The sequence below is a fragment of the Arthrobacter sp. D5-1 genome (assembly GCF_017357425.1).
Classification (GTDB): Bacteria; Actinomycetota; Actinomycetes; order Actinomycetales; family Micrococcaceae; genus Arthrobacter.
The window spans coordinates 644868-663437 of sequence record NZ_CP014571.1 but is presented as its reverse complement, the minus strand read 5'-3'; the positions used below and the strand labels follow the sequence as shown (position 1 = coordinate 663437).

Below are 18570 nucleotides of genomic sequence, written 5' to 3'. Positions count from 1 at the left end.
ATGCGTTGAGTGCTGGTGGAGCTGGATGCTGGTGGAGCTGAGTGCTGATCCTGCTTGCCGGTCTCAGGCGAGGGTGACGTTGTTCTTGGCGGCCAGGCCGGCGAACGCCCTGGCTGCGACGCCGAAAGCCACAGGGCCGGAGTAGCCGCCCAGTTCGTGGGCGCTGGCAAGGTGCGGCTCCAGCGACGCGAAGCCTTTGTACCCGTCGGCGGCCAATGCAGCGATGGTGGCATCCAGCTCGCCGTCGCCTTCGCCGGAAGGAACAACCTCGCCAGTAGTGGCGATCGCATCCTTCACCTGCAAGTACTCCAGGTATGGGCGCAGCAAGGCGTAGCCCTCGGTGTACGGCTTGACGCCCACCTGGACGAAGTTGGCGTTGTCCCATGCGACGCGCAGGGCCGGGGAGTTCACCGTTTCCATGATGTCCAGGACACGCTCAGGGGTGTCGCCGTAGATACCTTTTTCGTTTTCGTGAAGCAGAACCACATCATGGGCGGCTGCCTCGGAAGCCAAGGCCTTCATGCGCTCCATCACGGCATCCCGAATCTCCTCCTGGCCCTGGGCCTCGCCCCGGTAGAAGGAGAAGATGCGCACGTACTTGGTGTCCAGGGCTTTCGCGACCGAGATGATCCGGCGGAGGCGTCCAAGCTCATGCTCCACCGGCAGGCTGACATCCACCTTGCCGATGGGGCTGGCTACAGCCGAGACCTTGAGGCCCTTGTCGTCGAGGATCGCCTTCAGTCGCTGGACAGCTTCCGGCTCCAGTTCGGACACGTTGACGCCCCAGGCACTGCGGACTTCAAGGTGGCTCGCGCCGAGGGCCAGCAGCACGGCTGCTTGGATAGCGGGATCTGGATCTACTTCGTCGCCGAAACCGGACAGGCTCCACACGGCTTGGGGGTGGGTCACGAATTCTCCTAGGTAGCCCTGCGACGCCACCGGCCGGAGCACGGTGACGCAGTTCACAGGAGTGTCTTGTCATCACGAGTTTAGCCACCCTGGCACACTTTTGACAACCGATTGCCATGCGCTGCCATCATGTGGCATATTTGACTCACGGTGTGGCAGTGGTCACAGCCGGATGATCTTGTCGTTCAGAGAGGAACACCCGTGGCGACGCAACCCATGGCAACAGGCCGGCCTGCCACCATCCACGACATCGCTGCGCTGTGCGGCGTCGCGGCATCCACTGTTTCGAGGGCCCTTGCCAACCCGGAGCGCGTCAATATCCGCACCCGCGAGCGGATCCAAGCTGCCGCCGTCGAGCTTAATTACACGCCAAACTCGCAGGCGAAAGCCCTGAGTTCAGGGAAGACCGGAGCTGTTGGAGTCCTGGTTCCGGACATCACCAACCCGTTCTACTTCGACCTCATCCGAGGAACCCAGTTGCAGCTCAAGGCCGCCGGCTACACGCAGTTGCTCGTGGATACCGAAGAATCGGACGAGGTGGAGGCCAGCACGCTGGAGCAGCTGCGCAAAAGCGCCGACGGCGTGATTGTGGCAGCGTCCCGCCTCAACGATGAAGCACTGGCCGCTGCCGCAGCCCTGATGCCCATGGTCACTGTAAACCGCGACGTCGATGGCGTCCCCGCAGTCATCATCGACACCCCCTCAGCCATGCCGCAGGCCCTGGACCACCTGATTTCATGGGGCCACACGTCCGTTGCCTACGTTTCCGGTCCCGCCGTTTCGCAGTCCAGTGCCCGGCGCTGGGCCGCACTGTCAGCAGCCGCGGAGGAACGCGGAGTTGAGGTCCGCCGCCTTGGCCCCTTCGCACCCAAAACCCAATCCGGCGCTGCTGCTGCGGATGCTGCCGTCCACAGCGGAGTCACGGCGTGCATCGTCTTCAATGACCTCATCGCCATCGGGATGCTGCAACGACTCCGCGAACGCGGCCTCCGGGTGCCTGAAGATATGAGCATCGTGGGTTGCGACGATATCTTTGGCGCGGATTTCTGCAACCCTCCCCTGACCACCATGAGCTCGCCGATCGAGCAGGCCGGCCGGGTGGCCGTGTCCATGCTGCTGGCCCAGTTGAACCCGCTCGCCGGTGGCGGGAACCGGAATCGCTCGGTCATGCCCACCCATCTCACAGTCCGCGGCTCAACGGGTCCGGTTCCTTCCGATTAGCCCGAATCGCGGCGCAACATGGTTGAGCCTGGGTGACCGGGCTGACTAGTGTTGGACCATGCGCGAACTCCAGGAAAAGATCATTGAAGAAATGGGCGTCCAGCCCCGGATCAACCCTGCAGAGGAGGTCCGCAAGCGCGTTGATTTCCTGAAGGATTACCTGAAGGCGACACACACCAAGGGATTCGTTCTTGGCATCTCCGGCGGCATAGATTCCTCGCTTGCCGGCCGCTTGGCGCAATTGGCCGTCGAGGAGCTCGAAGCCGAAGGCGTTGAAGCGAACTTCGTGGCCGTCCGACTCCCCTACGGCATCCAGCATGACGAAGACGACGCGCAGGCGGCCCTCGATTTCATCAAGGCCAAGACCGAGTGGACCTACAACATTTCCCAGGCCGTGGACGGTTTCGAGGACGAATTCGAAAAGACCACGGGGGCACCGATCTCCGATTTCCATAAGGGCAATACGAAAGCCCGCGCGCGCATGATCGCCCAATATGCACTGGCCGGCGAACACAACTACCTGGTGATCGGCACTGACCATGGCGCAGAGTCAGTGACGGGCTTCTTCACGAAGTTCGGCGACGGCGGCGCGGACATCCTGCCGCTGTTCGGCCTGAACAAGCGCCAGAACCGCACCCTCCTGGCCGAACTTGGCGCACCTTCTAGGGTCTGGGAAAAGGTTCCCACCGCCGATCTCCTGGATAACAAGCCAGGCCGCACCGACGAAGACGAGCTCGGCATCACCTACGACCAGATCGACGACTACCTCGAAGGCCGCGACATCCCCCAGGACGCCGCGGAACTGATCGAACAGAAGTATCTCCGCACGCGCCACAAGAGAACAGTTCCGGTCACGATCTTTGATACGTGGTGGAAATAACCTGACCTAGCGGCCAACGGCGTAAGGCTCGGCCGCGAGCACCGTAGGTTTGCCGTCGATCAGGTCCGCCAGCATCTCTGCGGACCCGCAGGCCATGGTCCACCCGAGGTGCCCGTGACCGGTGTTGATGTAGAGGTTGCTTTCGCCTGCCCGGCCAATGATGGGCGGTCCGTCCGGAGTCATGGGCCTTAGCCCCACTTTGTAGGTAGCCCTGCTGAGGTCCAGCACCCCGGGGAAGAGTTCCTTCCCTGCTTTGAGGATGTTTGCAAAGTCCTTCCGGGCGTACTGCTGCGAGTAACCGGCGAACTCTGCCGTAGCGGACATCCTCAAATGATCCCCAAACCTTGACCATGCCACCAAGGACCTCTCGTCAATGCCGCCCAAGCCGGGGGCGGGGGCTCCTTCATTGATGGGAGCGGTGAGGCTGTAGCCCTTCGCCGGATAAACGGGGAGGCGGACACCGGCAGTTCTGGCCAGGCGCGCGCTCTCCGGGCCACCTGCAAGGATGAACCGGTCAGCGACAAGCTCACCTTGGCTGCTCCTGAGCGCTGCCACCCGGGGAACACCGGCCGGTGAACTGTCTGATCGGATCCCCACTATGGCTGTGTCGAACGTGAAGCGCACTCCCAACTCCTCACACAACTTTCGGACCTCCGCGGCAAATATGGCGGGATTTCCCGTTGCATCAGTTTCATCATGGACAGCTCCGATGAACCTGACGTGGCTGTTGGCCAGGGCTGGCTCGAGCTGGAGCAGCTCCTCCCGGGACACGATCCGCTGTGCCTGGCCGTTCTCCCGCATGATGCTGCCATGCGCCATCGCCCGTTCCAAGGCATCCGCGTCGCGATAGAGATAGAGGACGCCGCCAGTTGAAGGCCGGAAGTCCATGCCCTTTCCTGCGATCATCGCGTTGAAGAGCTGTTGGCTCCGCTGGGCGAGGCGCAGCTTTGCCAGAGTGTTTCGATGTGCCCGTGGGCCGGTGCATTCACGCAGGAACTTCAGCCCCCACGACACAAGCTCAGCGTCGAGGCGCGGCTTTACCCGGATGGAGGTATCTGCGCTGAAGATTGATTTCAGCAATTCCTTGGGTGCGGACGGCGAGGCCCAGGCGAAGGAGTGCCCCGGCGCGATCAGGCCCGCCGTCGCGTCGCTGGTGGCGAGTGTTTCAGCGGCCTCCCTGTCCACTACTTCAACGTCGTGTCCGCGCCGAGCCAACTCGTAGGCCGTTGTGACACCAATGATGCCAGCGCCGACCACCAGGAGTTTCATTTCCATGCCTCCGCCCGGTCAGGTCCGCCCTGCGGCAAACAGGCTGTTGCCTGCACTTCCACAAGGAGCCGCGGGTCCAGCAACTCGGCAACAACCGTGGCCCTGGACGGTCGATGTCCGGCGAAGACAGAGACCCAGGTCCTGTTGAATGCCTCGGCGAGCGCGGCGTCCCGGAGATAGACCGTGCAGGAAACCACGTCGCCAAGGCTGGCGCCGTAGGTGGACAGGACCTTGCCAAGCCTCTCCAGGGAACACCGGGTCTGAGCCTCGATGTCGCCTTCACCTACGACGGATCCGCCGTCGCCAAACGAAACCTGACCCGATACGTAGACGGTATCCCCTGCCCGTGTGGCCGATGGATAGGGCGAATCCGGGGTTGTGATGCCGTCGACGTCAACCGTCCGGCCGGGGCTATGAAGTGAAGTCATGGTTCTCTTTCAAGGAAATTGGGCGCGTAGGAGCGTGAAGCGGCAAGGCGTATCAGGCCAAATGGACGCCGCCGGTGCGGGAGTGGAACTTAGCTGTCCGAGTTGTAGGAGCGGAGGAATGCCTTGGTGCGTTCTTCGCGCGGATTATCGATGACCTCGGACGGAGGACCTTGTTCGATGATGTGGCCGCCATCTATGAAGACGATTTGGTCGGAGATCTCCCTGGCAAAGGGCACCTCGTGCGTGACGATGACCATGGTCATACCGGACTGGGCCAAGCGGCGCATGACGGCCAGCACGTCCCGGGTGGATTCGGGGTCGAGCGCGGATGTCGGCTCGTCAAACAGGAGGAGGCTGGGACCCAGGGCCAATGCCCGGGCAATCGCAACCCTCTGCTGTTCGCCTCCGGACATCTGTTCCGGAAATGCCAGGGCCCGGTGCGACAGGCCCACTTCGGCGAGCAACTCCAGGGCAGTGTGGAGGGCTTTCTTCTCAGGGATCTTCAGCCCCTTCATTTGGGCCAACATGACATTCTCCACGGCTGTCAGGTGGGGAAAAAGGTAGAAGCGTTGGAAGACCATCCCAACCCGCTGCCTCAGCTTGGCCAGATCCTTGCAGACCGTCTTCCTCCCTGCGAACACCGGCTCACCCTGCAACGTTATGGTGCCTGAATCGGGTTGCTCAAGGAGGTTGATGCATCGCATCAAGGTGGTCTTGCCACCGCCGCTTCGGCCGATGATGCTGACAATGTTGCCTGGCTCGACCGTAAAGTCCACGTTGTCCAGCACGACGCGGCCCGAGAACGACTTCACCAGGGATTTGATCTCGACCACCGGACGGGCGTTGTTCACCGTTTGACCTTTGGTTTCAATTCTTCCGATCGTCATGGCTTTACCTCCGAGTATGACGTGGTTTCCGCTGCTGCCAAGAGGGCGCGTGCCTGAGCCAATCTGCGGTACCGGCGGAGGGACAAGGGGGCGCCTGCTTGCACGCGGCGTTCGAGCCTGAGGACCAATTGCGAGAGCGGGTAGCAGACCACAAAGTAGATCGCGGAAATGACGATGTAGACCTCAAGGGCGCGGAACGTTTCGCTGGCGATCAGCTGCGCCTGGGACATGAGCTCCGCTGCCGAAATCACCACCAGCAGGGAGGTGGACTTCAAAAGGTCCACCAGCATGGTGCCGGTTCCGGGCAATGCGAGCCGGAGTGCCTGCGGGAAGATGATGCCAGTGAAGGTCACCGTGGGCCCAAGGCCCAGGGCTTGGCCTGCTTCCCGCTGTCCGGGGTGGACTCCGAGGAGGGCAGCCCGAAAAATCTCCGAAAGGTATGCTCCGTAGAAGATCACCAGGCTAAGAGTGCCCGCTTGGAAGGCATCCAGACGGATACCGATGGAAGCCAAGCCGAAGTAGGTAATGAAAATGATGGCCAGCAGAGGGATGTTCTTGAACAGTTCCGTGTAGACGGCAGCCGGAATCCGGAGCAGCCGACGGGAACTGATGCGCAGGAGTGCGACGCCGAGTCCAATCACCACTGCGCCGGCGAAGCCGGCTGCGGTGTAGCCAAGGGACCTCAGCAGACCATCGGCAAGTGCTGGCACGTATTCCTGCCATGGCACCTGAAACAGGCCGGGTGCGGGGTTCATGATTGTTCCTGTCCTTTGGAATGGGTACCGGGCGGTTCAGTTCGAAGGAGCCGTCCAGTCGGCCGGGCGGTCCTCGGCCCGCCGATCCGCTGTCATGGACGGCGACGGCTTCAGGTACTGGTCCGGGTCGCCACCGTATTTGGTGATCAGGCTCGCAAGCTCCCCGTTGGCGTACATTTCGCGAATCACTCCGGAGACGGCCTTCTCCAGCTTCGGTGCCTCCCTTGGCACGTAGAAGCTGGTCATGTACGGCTGGAAATAGGCCAGGTCCGGAGATTTTTGCACTTCTTCGTCCGTGGGCGGCGTCAGGTACTTGGTCTGCATGCCCAGATCAGGGCGCTGCGCCTGGGTATAGGAAATGAGCAAGGGGTCCACGAAACCTACGTCAACCCGTCCGGAGCCGACGTCGGCGAACAGCCCATTGGCGTCAGGGTAGGCATTGAGCTTGGCCTCTGGAACCGCCTTGATTGACTTCACCCAAACGTAGCCCGTAACGGTGCCCAGGTTCTTGCCGCGGAGGTCTGCAAGGGTTTTGACGTCCTTGTCGCCCTGGACGGCCATCGCCGGCGGGGAGTAGTAGGGAGGATCGGTGAACAGGCCGGCCTTCGCACGTTCTTTGGTCCAGGCAATTCCCCCGATGGAGATGTCAACGCGGCGGCTTTGTACACCTCCAAGCATGCCGTTGAAATCGGTGACCTGGGGTTCGATAGTGAGGTTCAGCTTCTTCGCTGCAGCCTGCAGGATCTCGGCGTCAAGGCCAACCAGCTGGCCGTCCTTCATTGCCGTGTATGGCATATAGGGCTGAATGGCCACTTTCAGCTTGCCCGGTTCGATGGTGTCCAGGGCGTCTGAATTACTGGCGACGCCGTTGCCGCCACAGGCTGTCAGCGCCAACGTCACGGCGCCAAGGACTGCGACGACGGATGTACGAAGGGGTTTGGGGATGCGACGTAACATGGTGGTCGCCTTTCGATGGGTTTAATGCTGATGCAGAACGCCGTCTGCTGTTTCGGCTTTGCGCCGCTTAGTAACAACCGTAGGCTTGGGTGTGATGAAAGTCATTGGACTATTCATCCATGTTCTCTGCGATTCCAGACCGATTTGTTGTACGAATAAACCGAAGGCGATCCCGACATGGCAGCGACCACCATCCGTACCGGCTCCGGACCCCTGACCCCGGCGCTTGCCCAGCAAATCGCTGGTGACACCAGCCATATCGTGGGCTTCAACATCCTCATCACCGACGCCCACGGCACTGTTATCGGCAGTGGCGATACGAGCCGTGTTGGCAGCTTCCATGAAGCGTCCCTGGAGGTGATCCGAACACGGCTGTCGGCCACCCACTCGGCTGCCCAAGCCCGGGCGCTGGAGGGCGTCAAACCCGGCGTCACCCTACCCATCCTGCTCAATGGCCAGGCCGTGGGCACTGTGGGTATCACCGGTTCCCCGGCCCAGGTCACCCGCTTTGGGTTGATGGTGGAACGCCAGACGGAAATCCTGCTCCATCAAGCTTCCCTGCTGCGCTCCACCCTTCAACGCGAGCGTGAGCTGGAAGACCTGGTGCGCAGCATTCTTGCGTTCGATCCCTTGGTGACGGGGCATTCAACCCTGCTGGACCAAGCGAACGACCAAGGCGTAGACCTTACCGCCAGCCGGGTCGCCGTCGTCGTCCACACACCCGGCCGCACCCCTGTTCCTTCCACTACTTCGGAGTGGCTTCCACGGGCACTGGTACTGCTCCGTGAGAGCTTTCAGCATCGCCAGACAATCGCCGTCTCCATCAGCGCCAATCGCTACGTCGTCTTCGCACACCCCACGCCGGATGGAATGGACGGAATCCTGTCCCAAGCCCGTCATTGCGTCGAGCAGTTCCGCACGCACTTAGGCTCCGACGTCGAAATCGGCATCGGAACCGAAGGGGCCGGACCCACCCAAATGCGCACCGCCTACGAAGACGCAGCCGATGCCCTTCATCTGGGTCGCCGGATCACCCGCCGCAGCGTCACCACCATCGATGAAGTACGCATGGAACAGTTGCTGTCAGGCATCGGCCTGCGTGCCAGGCAGCGCTACACAGCGGCCGTGGCCGAGCCACTTATGGCCGCGGGCGATTGGAACACCGTTCGCAGCACCGTGATTGCCTGGTGCGAAAGCGGCTTTTCCTTGGTGGGTGCTGCGCGCCGCCTTCATATCCATCGGAACACGCTTATTCATCGGCTGGAGAGGATCGAGCATCTCCAAGGCTGGACCACACGAACAGCCGTGGCCTACCTGGCGTTGTATCTGGCGTGCAAGACCAACGAGTTCGACGCCGGCGAGCCATCCGACTCCTGACGGCTGCGGGTGCGAAGGAACTCAGGCCAGGAAGCCGCGCAGGAGCGAAGCGGTTCCTTCAAGGTGCTCCACGGCAGCCCGCTCGGCAGCAGGAGCATCACCACGCAGAATGGCATCCGCAATCTCGACATGCTGCTCGTTGGCATGGTCCAGGTTGGTAGCAAGCAGTGGAATGCGGTCCAGGAGATCATTGAGTCGCGCACGGGTTTCAGCCACTGCACTGACCAAGCTTGCGGATCCGGACAATTCTGCGATCGCGATATGGAACCGCGCATCCCGTGGACGGTAGCCCTCAGCAGGGGACGCGCTGACTTCGGAAAGGCACACCTGGAGGTGCTGCCGTGCTGCCGCCGATAGATCCGCTTTCGCTGCCAGGACGGCCGCAGCGGGTTCAATGATGGACCGGAAGAGCAGGACGTCTTCAACTTCGGCCGGGTCCAGTGGGCTGTTATCAGGCGTCCGTTGCACTGTGGCGGTGGAGACGTATGTTCCCCCGTACCGCCCCCGCTGCACCTCAAGGTAACCAGCGCTCTGCAGTTCCCCTAAGGCGTCCCGGAGTGTTGCACGGGAGACCCCCAGCTGTTCGGCCAGTTCACGTTCCGGGGGCAACTTTTCAGAGGGAGCGAAAATACCCAGCTTGATGGTCTGCAGTATGTGCTCGATGGTTTCCTCGAACGCATTGCCGCCCCTCACCGGACGCAGCATCGAGAAGGACGGGCCAAAGGGCGAGTCGGGCACTGCATCTCCTTCCGCGCGGACCGCGGCACCCAGGGTGCCTGCTGCTTTCATAGTAGCCGTGTGGATCATCAATGGTCATCAAAGACACCATTGGGCCGGTACCTATACGAGCAAAAGTGAGTGGTTTTTTCGAAAACACTTGACGAGGCGCAGATCACACTTCAGACTTTGAAGCACACTTTGGACTGAAAACAGTCCTTTAGGATCTCCCCTTGATCCTCACGTTGAACTCTCCCACAAGCATTCCTCAGACGTTAGGAACACGCATGGAAACAGCGCACCAGCCACCCGGTGGCGAGGAAGAGTATTTGAAGCACCGCCGCCTCAAAAGAGGTGCCGCCGGCTGGATCCTCCTGGCCGGTTTGGGGGTTGCGTATGTCATCTCCGGAGACTTCGCGGGCTGGAACCTGGGCCTCGCCCAGGGAGGCTGGGGCGGCCTGCTCATTGCCTTCGTGCTGATGGCCGTGATGTATACCTGCATGGTCTTCGGCCTCGCCGAACTTTCATCAACGCTCCCGACGGCGGGCGCCGGCTATGCGTTCGCACGCAGGGCTTTAGGTCCACTCGGCGGATACGCCACGGGTATGGCAGTCCTGATTGAGTACGCGGTAGCGCCGGCTGCCATTGCTACGTTCATCGGCGGCTATGTGGAAGCGCTGGGGCTCTTCGGGCTCACCAACTCCTGGCCGGTCTACCTCGTCACCTACGTGATCTTCATTGGGATCCACCTCCGTGGCGTAGGTGAGGCGCTGAAGATCATGTTCGGCATCACGGCAGTAGCCACAGTTGCGTTGATCGCCGCGGTGATAGGCCTCCTTCCCAAATTCGACCCTGCCAGGCTCTTCGACATCGTCCCGGACGGCTCCGCAGGCTCAAGCGCCTTCCTACCCATGGGTGTCAGCGGCATCCTCGCAGCACTCGTCTACGGCATCTGGTTCTTCCTGGCCGTGGAGGGCGTTCCACTGGCGGCCGAAGAAACGTCCAACCCGAAGCGGGACATGCCACGAGGCATCATCGTGGCCGTCATCATCCTGGTGGTCTTCGGAGCGTTGATGCTGGTCCTCGTACCCGGAGCCGCCGGCTCCCAAGCCATGAGCGGATCCGACAACCCGCTCCCCGAAGCATTGCGGATCGCCTACGGCGGCAACACGTTCCTGGCCGACTTCGTCAACTACGCCGGCCTGGCAGGGTTGGTTGCCAGTTTCTTCTCCATCATCTACGCCTACTCCCGGCAGCTCTTCGCACTCTCGAGGGCAGGTTACCTCCCCCGCTGGCTCTCCCTCACCGGGGCGCGTCGCACCCCCTACTGGGCCCTCATCATTCCCGGCACCATAGGCTTCCTGCTCGCAGCAGTGACGCAGGACGGCGCCTTGTTGATCAACATAGCCGTCTTTGGAGCCACGGTCTCCTACGTCCTGCTCAACCTCTCCCACATCGTTTTGCGCAAAAAGGAACCCCATTTGGAGCGCGGCTACAGGACTCCCGGCGGGATCGTCACAACCTCGGTTGCCCTGGTCCTTTCCGCCGTGGCAGTCGTGGCGACGTTCGTCGTCGACGTCTTTGCAGCTTCCATCACGGCGGCAATCTTTGCCGCCGCCCTTCTCTACTACTGGCTCTACAGCCGGCACCGGATCGTGGCGGGCGCGCCCGAAGAAGAGTTCGCCCAACTGGCCATGGCGGAAGCCGAACTGAAGTAACAACAAATGTCCACACACAAGAACCCCGGAGACACCATGAATGAGCAAAACAAAGCGTCAGCCCGGAACCAACAACTGACCCTCGACGAACTGCGGGGGCTGATAGACAGCGGCGACATCGATACAGTCATTGTCGCCATCACAGATGCGCTGGGACGCCTGCAGGGCAAGCGCTGTGGAGCACGGTCCTTCATGGAGGACGTCCTGGACCACGGAGCCGAAGGCTGCAACTACCTTCTCGCCGTCGATGTCGAGATGAAGACGGTGGACGGTTACGCCATGTCCTCGTGGGAGACAGGCTATGGGGACATGGTGATGATGCCTGATATCTCAACCCTGCGGCGGGTTCCGTGGCTGGAAGGCACCGCGATAGTGCAGTGCGACGTGCTCTGGACCGATCACACCCCTGTTGCTGCCTCCCCCCGCCAGATCCTGAAGGCCCAGATCGAACGCCTCGAAAAGCTTGGCTACCGTGCCTACGCCGGCACCGAGCTGGAGTTCATCATGTTCGACGACTCCTACAGCCAGGCCTGGGAGAAGAACTACACCAGCCTCACGCCCGCAACGCAGTACAACGTGGACTATTCGCTGCTGGCTACCGCGCGCCTGGAACCGGTGATCCGCTCCATCCGCACCAACATGGAGGCCGCCGGATTGGTTGTGGAATCGTCCAAGGGCGAATGCAACCTGGGGCAGCAGGAAATCACGTTCCGCTTCGACGAGGCCCTGGCGGCCTGTGACAAGCACTCGTTCTACAAGAACGGTGCCAAGGAGATCGCGGACCGGCACGGCAAGAGCATCACGTTCATGTCCAAGTTCAACGAGCGCGAAGGCAACTCCTGCCACATCCACTTCAGCCTCACCGACCTTGAGGGCAACCCCGTCTTGGCGGGCGACGGCGACCACGGCTTCAGTCCCGTGATGGAACGTTTCGTGGCGGGACAGTTGGCAGCACTGCGCGAACTCACCTACTTCCTGGCCCCGAACATCAACTCCTATAAGCGGTTCGTGGAGGGCAGCTTTGCGCCGACGGCTATCGCCTGGGGCCTTGATAACCGCAGCTGTGCGCTGCGCGTCGTGGGACACGGCCGGGGCCTCCGCACCGAAAACCGTGTGGGCGGCGGCGACGTCAACCCGTACCTCGCCGTCGCAGCCATGATCGCGGCGGTGATTCACGGGATCGAGAATGACCTCCCGTTGCAGGCCATCACCAAGGGCAACGCGTACGAATCCGATGCGGACCGTCTGCCCACCACCCTGCGGGACGCCCGCGATCTGCTCGCCGAAAGCAGCATCGCCCGCAAGGCATTCGGCGACGACGTGGTGGACCACTACGTCCACGCCGCCACGGTGGAACTCACCGCGTACGACAGCGCCATCACAGACTGGGAGCGGACCCGTGGCTTCGAGCGACTCTGAAAAGTACAGGCCCCGGATCGCACTCACGAGCTACCTGCAGGAGGCCTCCTGGGGAGTGTGGAATACGACGGCGGCCATCCTCCCCGCCACGTACGTCGAGGCTGTGGTGGCGGCCGGCGCCACTCCAATACTGCTGCCACCCAGCGGTACCGACCCTACGGTCCTGGACCTGGTGGACGGGCTGATCGTGGTGGGAGGGCCCGACGTCGATCCTTCACTTTACGGGCAGGCTCCCCATCCCAGGACGCAGCCGCAGCCCTTGCGGGACAGCCACGATTCCGTCCTTCTCCGCGCTGCGCTGGAACGTGGGCTGCCGCTTTTCGCCATCTGCCGTGGCGCGCAACTCCTGAACGTCGTGTTGGGCGGGACCCTGATCCAGCACATCCCGGATGTCAACCCGGATGCCAGGTGCCAACCAGCGCCCGGTGTATACGGCGAGGCGGCCTTCAGCACCACGCCGGGCAGCCTGATCAACGATCTCCTCGGCGACACCGCTGTGTCGCCCTGCTACCACCACCAGGCCATGGACTCTGTGCCCCGGGCCCTGCGCGTGACAGCCCGCTCCGCAGACGGCATGGTCCAAGCCCTGGAAACCAGGGAGGGCGGCTGGGTGTTGGGAGTCCAATTCCACCCGGAGCAGAACCCGCACGATCTCCGGCTCTTCCGCGGCTTCGTGGAAGCAGCCGCGAACTACCGTACCGACCACACCGCAACCATGAAAGCGATGTCCCCCGCATGACTGCAACAGTCTTTGATGTCATCAATCCGGCCACCGAGGAGTTCATCCAGACGGTCCCACTCGCAGGCCTGGCAGAGACGGACGCTGCGATCGCAAGGGCCGCTGCCGCATACGAATCGTGGAGGTCAGTGGCGCCCGCGGACCGTGCGCTGCTGCTCCGGCGGTTCGCCGCCGCCGTCGACCATGACCTGGAGAACCTCGCCCAACTGGAGGTACGCAACGCAGGGCACACCATCGGAAATGCCCGGTGGGAAGCCGGCAATGTCCGTGATGTGCTGAACTATTATGCCGCAGCTCCGGAACGGCATTTCGGCCGCCAGATTCCCGTGGCCGGCGGGGTCAACATGACGTTCCATGAGCCGCTGGGCGTGGTGGGTGTGATCGTCCCGTGGAACTTTCCCATGCCGATTGCCGGCTGGGGATTCGCACCTGCACTGGCGGCAGGGAACACCGTGGTGCTCAAGCCCGCAGAGGTGACGCCGCTGACGGCGATCCGGCTGGGTGAGCTTGCCCTTGAAGCAGGCATTCCCGAAGGCGTCTTCCAGGTGATTCCCGGGAAGGGCTCCGTGGTGGGGCAGCGATTCGTCACCCACCCTGCCGTGCGCAAGGTGGTTTTCACCGGCTCCACCGGAGTCGGGAAGCAGATCATGGCCGGCTGTGCAGACCAAGTGAAGCGGGTGACGCTGGAACTTGGCGGTAAGAGCGCCAACATCGTTTTCGACGACGCCGATCTTGAGCTTGCGGCGGCTGCGGCGCCGGCTGGCGCTTTCGACAACGCGGGCCAGGATTGCTGCGCACGCTCCCGGATCCTGGTTCAACGAAATGTCTACGACCGCTTCCTCGAACTGCTGGAACCCGAGGTTATGGGAATGCGCGTCGGCGATCCCGCCGACGCAGCCACAACGATGGGTCCACTGATCTCCGCACAGCAGCTCAGTACAGTTTCAGGATTCGTGCCCGACGGCGCCCCGGTCGCCTTCCAGGGCAAGGCGCCGGAGGGTCCGGGTTTCTGGTTCCCGCCCACCGTTCTGACTCCGGACGTGGACGCGCCGTCATTCACCGATGAGATCTTCGGTCCGGTAGTCGCCGTCGTCCCTTTCGAGGACGAAGCCGACGCCATCCGGATCGCCAACAACACCGAGTATGGCCTGTCCGGTTCCATCTGGACGTCCAAGGTAGACCGGGCCCTTCGCGTGGCGCGCGGCGTCGAGTCCGGCAACTTGTCCGTCAATTCACACTCGTCCGTCCGTTACTCCACACCTTTTGGCGGCTTCAAACAATCAGGTCTGGGGCGCGAGCTCGGCCCGGATGCCTTGGACGCCTTCACCGACGTCAAGAACGTTTTCATCTCAACCCAATCCGCCTAGTCTTTTCCACCACTTCCCTAAGGAGCACCCCATGCAAGCAGTAGTTTCCAACCGCCTCGCAGGCCGCAGTGCAGTCATTACGGGCGGCGCCAGCGGCATCGGCCTGGCCACAGCACGCCGGATGGCCTCAGAGGGCGCCAACGTCGTGATCGCGGACATCGAGCCGACCTCCGGCATTGCCGCGGCCAGCGAAGTTGGCGGCCTGTTCGTGAAGGTGGACGTGACCAGCGAGGAAGAAGTCCGCAACCTTTATGCCCAGACCAAAGAGACATATGGCAGCGTTGACATTGCCTTCAACAATGCCGGCATCTCCCCCGCGGACGATGCCTCGATCCTGGACACGGGCATCGATGCCTGGCGGAGGGTCCAGGAAGTGAACCTGACCTCGGTCTACTACTGCTGCAAATACGCCATTCCCTACATGCAGGAGCAGGGCAAGGGCTCCATCATCAACACGGCGTCCTTCGTTGCCGTCATGGGTGCCGCTACTTCCCAGATTTCCTACAGCGCCTCCAAAGGTGGCGTGCTCTCCATGAGCCGGGAACTCGGCGTCGAATTCGCGCGCCAGGGCATCCGCATCAACGCACTCTGCCCGGGGCCGGTGAACACGCCGCTGTTGAAGGAACTCTTCGCCAAGGATCCGGAGAAGGCAGCACGCCGCCTGGTCCATGTGCCGCTGGGTCGCTTCGCGGAACCGGAAGAGCTGGCGGCTGCCGTCGCCTTCTTGGCCAGTGACGACGCATCCTTCATTACGGCGTCGACATTCCTGGTGGATGGCGGTATTTCGGGAGCTTACGTCACCCCGCTGTCATAGCCGCCCTTCGCCCCACATTGCTGCCCCTGCCCTCTGGGCGGGGGCAGTTTTGGTTTTTATCGACTCTTGACGTCGCGATATTCACCGATATATCGTTAACTATCGCCGATTATCCTTCGGCGTAAGAACAACCGAAAGGACGATGCTGTTATGAAAGGCATCAACGAACACGGCAACCCATTCCCCGAGCACGACCACGGACACCCCGAACCCGGACACGGCCGAGGCCGCTTTAACCGGGGCAAGGGCCGACGAGGACCGGGCGGACACGGAGGCGGCGGGTTTGGCCCGGGCTTCGGACCGGGCGGTTTTGGCCCCGGCTTTGGACCCGGATTCGGCCCACGGGGCTTCGGTCCTGGCGGCTCCCGCCGAGCCAACCGCGGCGACGTCCGGGCGGCGATTCTCTCGCTCTTGGCGGAGGCTCCTTCCAACGGCTATGGCCTCATCAAGACCATCGCGGAGAAAACATCCGGCGCATGGCGTCCCAGCCCCGGATCCGTCTACCCCACCCTGCAGCAACTGGTGGATGAAGAACTGATCGTCGCCGTCGGCGAAGGCCGACGTACCGAGTTCACGCTCACGGACGATGGCAAGGCCTATGTTGCCGAGCACGAGGAAGAACTGGCCAACGCCTGGAATACGGAAGCCGACGGAACCGCCGCCGCCTTCCACCAGAGCGTCGGCAAGCTCATGGGCGTCGTCCACCAGTTCCGCTCAGCCGCCACCGATGAACAGCGCCAGGCAGCCATTGAAAAGCTGGACGAAACCCGCCGCGCCCTCTACCTGATCCTGGCCGACTAAGTGCTGGCAGCCATCCCCTTGACCTTGACGTAACGTCAACCCCTACTGTCAAAGAACAGGCACAGGACGGAGGACGTATGGACTGGTCAATTCAGGAAATCGCCAAAATCGCAGGAACCACCAGCCGCACGCTGCGTCACTACGACGACATCGGGCTGCTGAAACCAAGCCGGACCGGCCATAACGGCTATCGCTACTATGACGGTCCGGCCCTGGTCCAACTCCAGCGCATCCTCCTGCTCAGGGAACTGGGGCTTGGCCTCCCGGCCATCGCCGAAGTTCTCGATCGAGAGACGGACACCGTCAAAGCTTTACGCAGCCATCTGGAATGGCTCGCGCAGGAGCAGGACAGGCTGACCCGGCAGATCGCGTCCGTCCGGCAGACCATCGACACAATGAAAGGGGATGGAAAGTACATGGCACAGAACATGTTTGATGGCTTCGACCACACTCAGTACAAGGACGAGGTGGAGGAGCGCTGGGGCAAGGATGCTTACGCCGCCAGCGATGCGTGGTGGCGCGGAATGAGCGCCGACGAGAAGCAGCAGTGGAAAGACCGCTCACAAAAGCTGGGCACGGACTGGATAACCGCCGCCGAATCAGGCGTAGCACCGGACAGCGCTGAAGCGCAGGATCTTGCACGGCGCCACGTCGAATGGCTTCGCGGAATTCCGGGAACCCCGACGACGGCACCCGGCGGAGACGTCAAGGGTTACGTCACGGGACTCGGCGAGATGTACGTCGCTGATCCGAGGTTTGCCGCCAATTATGGCGGTGAAACAGGGGCGGCCTTCGTCCGGGATGCGCTGCGGGTTTACGCGGAAAGGAACCTCTGAATGGTCAGGATGCGCTGATCTGGCTTAGGCAATAGTCTGGCCGGATGGGTACAAGCACCGTCAAGTCCGGCGAACAGGTTGACAGACAGAAGCGCATTCTTGAAGCGGCACTGGAACTACTGTCCCGCCACGGCATTTCGGGCATCAATATGCGTGCCGTGGCACGGGAAGCCGGCGTCGCCTTGGGGCTGGTGAATTACTACTACGAAGACAAATCGAGTTTGATCCGCGCGGTGCTCCACCAGATTGAAGAGCACGACCTCCTCTTGGTGGAGCCTTCGCCCACTTCCACCCCGGACGAACAACTCCGCGAGTCTCTCCGTAGGGTTGCGGACCCAGGGCTCCTGACCACGCCGTATCTGTCCCTCCGCCTTCATCTGTGGGCCCTGGCCCAGGCACATGAGGACTTTGCACAGATCAATGCCGCAGCTTTTGACCGGTATCTCCAAGGGCTTGCGGCATTGATCGGGAATGCCATTTCCGGCTTGTCTCCCGAAGAATGCAGGGAGCGGGCGGCCGACATCGTTGTTGTGCAAAACGGCATGTGGCTCACCACGCTTCTGGGCATCGACAAGGCGGCCATTGAGCGAGGCATTGCCCGCACCGAGGAGATCGCTTTCGCGCCGTCGCAGCGCTAAGCACCCCCTGCTACAAGGACATCTTGTCGATGGAGTACCCTTTGCTCGCGTAGATCCCGCCCTGAGGCAGGTTTGGATCATAATCCTCCGCCGCTCCCCATCGGGCTGCGTCATCCTCAGGAATGAACCCGACGGCGTCTCCCGCCTTTAGGTCCCACCACCGGCCGGTGTTCGCGGAGACGCCGTAAAAGACGGCGACGTGTTCTGCGGTGGTCATCGTGGCGAGGAAAGCCCGAACCGCATCTGACGGGCTAAGCCAGGTCCGCTGCTCGCGGGCGGAACCCGGTCGATGTTCGTAGCTGCCGATACGTACGGCGATGGTACTGATGCCAAATTTGTCCGCGTAGAGCCGGCACAGGGCTTCTCCCTCGACTTTCGAAACTCCGTAGAAGCCATCGGGACGGGGTGGCATGTCCGATGAGACCGGATCGCCGGCTGAGTACATACCCGTCAAACGGTTGCTGCTGGCGTAGACCACTCGAGGCACTCCGGCACGTCGGGCAGCCTCGAGAACGTGATACGTGCCGACGATATTCACCTCCGCCAAGTCATGGAAATCCGCCTCATCAGGAATTCCCCCGAGGTGGATCACGCCATCCGCGTTTTCGAACAGCTCCACCAATGAGTTCAGGTCACTGAGATCCGCGGTGGCAACCACCTGCAGACATCTCGAACGACCGTTGACTTGTCCGGTGGACTTATCGTAGCTTTCAACGCACTGACAACGTTGTCTATGTGGGGATGGGCACGCGCGATGAAGGGCGACTTGGAAGAACAATGACTAAATTCACGATCAGTAGGATGCGGGCAGCGACGTCTGCATTGACGCTGGCGGGCC

Annotated in this window: 19 protein-coding genes; 11 read left to right on the top strand and 8 right to left on the bottom strand. The window is 62.1% G+C overall.

Translation table 11 applies throughout. From position 1 onward, the window contains the following. Positions 1-63 precede the first annotated feature (63 nt). The gene (locus tag AYX22_RS03230) at positions 64-909 is read right to left on the bottom strand and encodes a sugar phosphate isomerase/epimerase family protein (protein ID WP_207596094.1); all 846 of its coding nucleotides are present in this window, start codon (positions 907-909) and stop codon (positions 64-66) included. Positions 910-1125: 216 nt separating this feature from the next. Here AYX22_RS03230 and AYX22_RS03225 point away from each other — a divergent pair, with 216 nt between their 5' ends. Continuing rightward, positions 1126-2130: a LacI family DNA-binding transcriptional regulator gene (locus AYX22_RS03225; RefSeq protein ID WP_207597446.1), complete on the top strand. Its 1005-nt coding sequence runs from the start codon at positions 1126-1128 to the stop codon at positions 2128-2130. A gap of 58 nt (positions 2131-2188) precedes the next feature. Continuing rightward, positions 2189-3010 (top strand): ammonia-dependent NAD(+) synthetase, encoded by an 822-nt coding sequence (nadE, locus tag AYX22_RS03220; protein ID WP_207596093.1) that lies wholly within the window; start codon positions 2189-2191, stop codon positions 3008-3010. 6 nt (positions 3011-3016) lie between these two features. Here the strand turns inward: nadE and AYX22_RS03215 are convergent, their stop codons facing one another. From AYX22_RS03215 to AYX22_RS03195, 5 genes are all read right to left on the bottom strand, one after another. After that, positions 3017-4285 (bottom strand): FAD-dependent oxidoreductase, encoded by a 1269-nt coding sequence (locus tag AYX22_RS03215; RefSeq protein WP_089593505.1) that lies wholly within the window; start codon positions 4283-4285, stop codon positions 3017-3019. Further along, positions 4276-4707 carry a RidA family protein gene (locus AYX22_RS03210; protein WP_089593504.1) on the bottom strand — a complete coding sequence of 144 codons (432 nt, stop codon included), beginning with the start codon at positions 4705-4707 and terminating at the stop codon, positions 4276-4278. Before AYX22_RS03210 ends, AYX22_RS03215 begins: the two co-directional genes overlap by 10 nt. 89 nt (positions 4708-4796) lie before the next feature. Then, the gene (locus tag AYX22_RS03205; RefSeq protein ID WP_089593503.1) at positions 4797-5594 is read right to left on the bottom strand and encodes an amino acid ABC transporter ATP-binding protein; all 798 of its coding nucleotides are present in this window, start codon (positions 5592-5594) and stop codon (positions 4797-4799) included. Continuing rightward, positions 5591-6349, bottom strand: coding sequence for an amino acid ABC transporter permease (locus tag AYX22_RS03200; RefSeq protein WP_089593502.1), 759 nt, complete (start codon positions 6347-6349; stop codon positions 5591-5593). Before AYX22_RS03200 ends, AYX22_RS03205 begins: the two co-directional genes overlap by 4 nt. A 36-nt stretch (positions 6350-6385) precedes the next feature. After that, positions 6386-7306, bottom strand: a complete 921-nt coding sequence (locus tag AYX22_RS03195; protein ID WP_207596092.1) for a transporter substrate-binding domain-containing protein — start codon at positions 7304-7306, stop codon at positions 6386-6388. Positions 7307-7483: 177 nt separating this feature from the next. Between AYX22_RS03195 and AYX22_RS03190 the strand changes: the two genes are divergently transcribed. Further along, positions 7484-8683 carry a sugar diacid recognition domain-containing protein gene (locus AYX22_RS03190; protein WP_207596091.1) on the top strand — a complete coding sequence of 400 codons (1200 nt, stop codon included), beginning with the start codon at positions 7484-7486 and terminating at the stop codon, positions 8681-8683. A 21-nt stretch (positions 8684-8704) separates the two neighbouring features. Here the strand turns inward: AYX22_RS03190 and AYX22_RS03185 are convergent, their stop codons facing one another. Next, entirely contained in the window at positions 8705-9421 is a 717-nt protein-coding gene (locus tag AYX22_RS03185) for a GntR family transcriptional regulator (protein ID WP_232481525.1), read from the bottom strand. Positions 9422-9687: 266 nt separating this feature from the next. On the opposite strand from AYX22_RS03185, the gene eat reads away from it, so the two are divergent. The 8 genes from eat to AYX22_RS03145 all read left to right on the top strand — a co-directional run bounded on the left by eat (position 9688) and on the right by AYX22_RS03145 (position 17732). Next, positions 9688-11118, top strand: coding sequence for an ethanolamine permease (eat, locus tag AYX22_RS03180; protein WP_207596090.1), 1431 nt, complete (start codon positions 9688-9690; stop codon positions 11116-11118). A gap of 36 nt (positions 11119-11154) precedes the next feature. Then, positions 11155-12537: a glutamine synthetase family protein gene (locus AYX22_RS03175; protein ID WP_207597445.1), complete on the top strand. Its 1383-nt coding sequence runs from the start codon at positions 11155-11157 to the stop codon at positions 12535-12537. Beyond that, the gene (locus tag AYX22_RS03170) at positions 12518-13276 is read left to right on the top strand and encodes a gamma-glutamyl-gamma-aminobutyrate hydrolase family protein (RefSeq protein WP_207596089.1); all 759 of its coding nucleotides are present in this window, start codon (positions 12518-12520) and stop codon (positions 13274-13276) included. The genes AYX22_RS03175 and AYX22_RS03170 overlap by 20 nt, the downstream gene beginning before the upstream one ends. Next, positions 13273-14643, top strand: a complete 1371-nt coding sequence (locus tag AYX22_RS03165; RefSeq protein WP_207596088.1) for an aldehyde dehydrogenase family protein — start codon at positions 13273-13275, stop codon at positions 14641-14643. Before AYX22_RS03170 ends, AYX22_RS03165 begins: the two co-directional genes overlap by 4 nt. Positions 14644-14674: 31 nt before the next feature. Continuing rightward, the gene (locus AYX22_RS03160; protein WP_207596087.1) at positions 14675-15457 is read left to right on the top strand and encodes a 3-oxoacyl-ACP reductase; all 783 of its coding nucleotides are present in this window, start codon (positions 14675-14677) and stop codon (positions 15455-15457) included. Between the two features lie 150 nt (positions 15458-15607). Further along, positions 15608-16258, top strand: a complete 651-nt coding sequence (locus AYX22_RS03155; RefSeq protein WP_207596086.1) for a PadR family transcriptional regulator — start codon at positions 15608-15610, stop codon at positions 16256-16258. A 77-nt stretch (positions 16259-16335) separates the two neighbouring features. Beyond that, positions 16336-17094, top strand: a complete 759-nt coding sequence (locus AYX22_RS03150) for a MerR family transcriptional regulator (protein WP_207596085.1) — start codon at positions 16336-16338, stop codon at positions 17092-17094. A gap of 44 nt (positions 17095-17138) precedes the next feature. Further along, complete coding sequence (locus AYX22_RS03145; protein ID WP_089593492.1) at positions 17139-17732, top strand: TetR/AcrR family transcriptional regulator; 594 nt, start codon at positions 17139-17141, stop codon at positions 17730-17732. A gap of 10 nt (positions 17733-17742) precedes the next feature. Here the strand turns inward: AYX22_RS03145 and AYX22_RS03140 are convergent, their stop codons facing one another. Further along, a complete protein-coding gene (locus tag AYX22_RS03140) occupies positions 17743-18390 on the bottom strand; it encodes an SDR family oxidoreductase (RefSeq protein WP_207596084.1) in 648 nt (215 codons plus the stop codon). Positions 18391-18570: the final 180 nt, after the last annotated feature.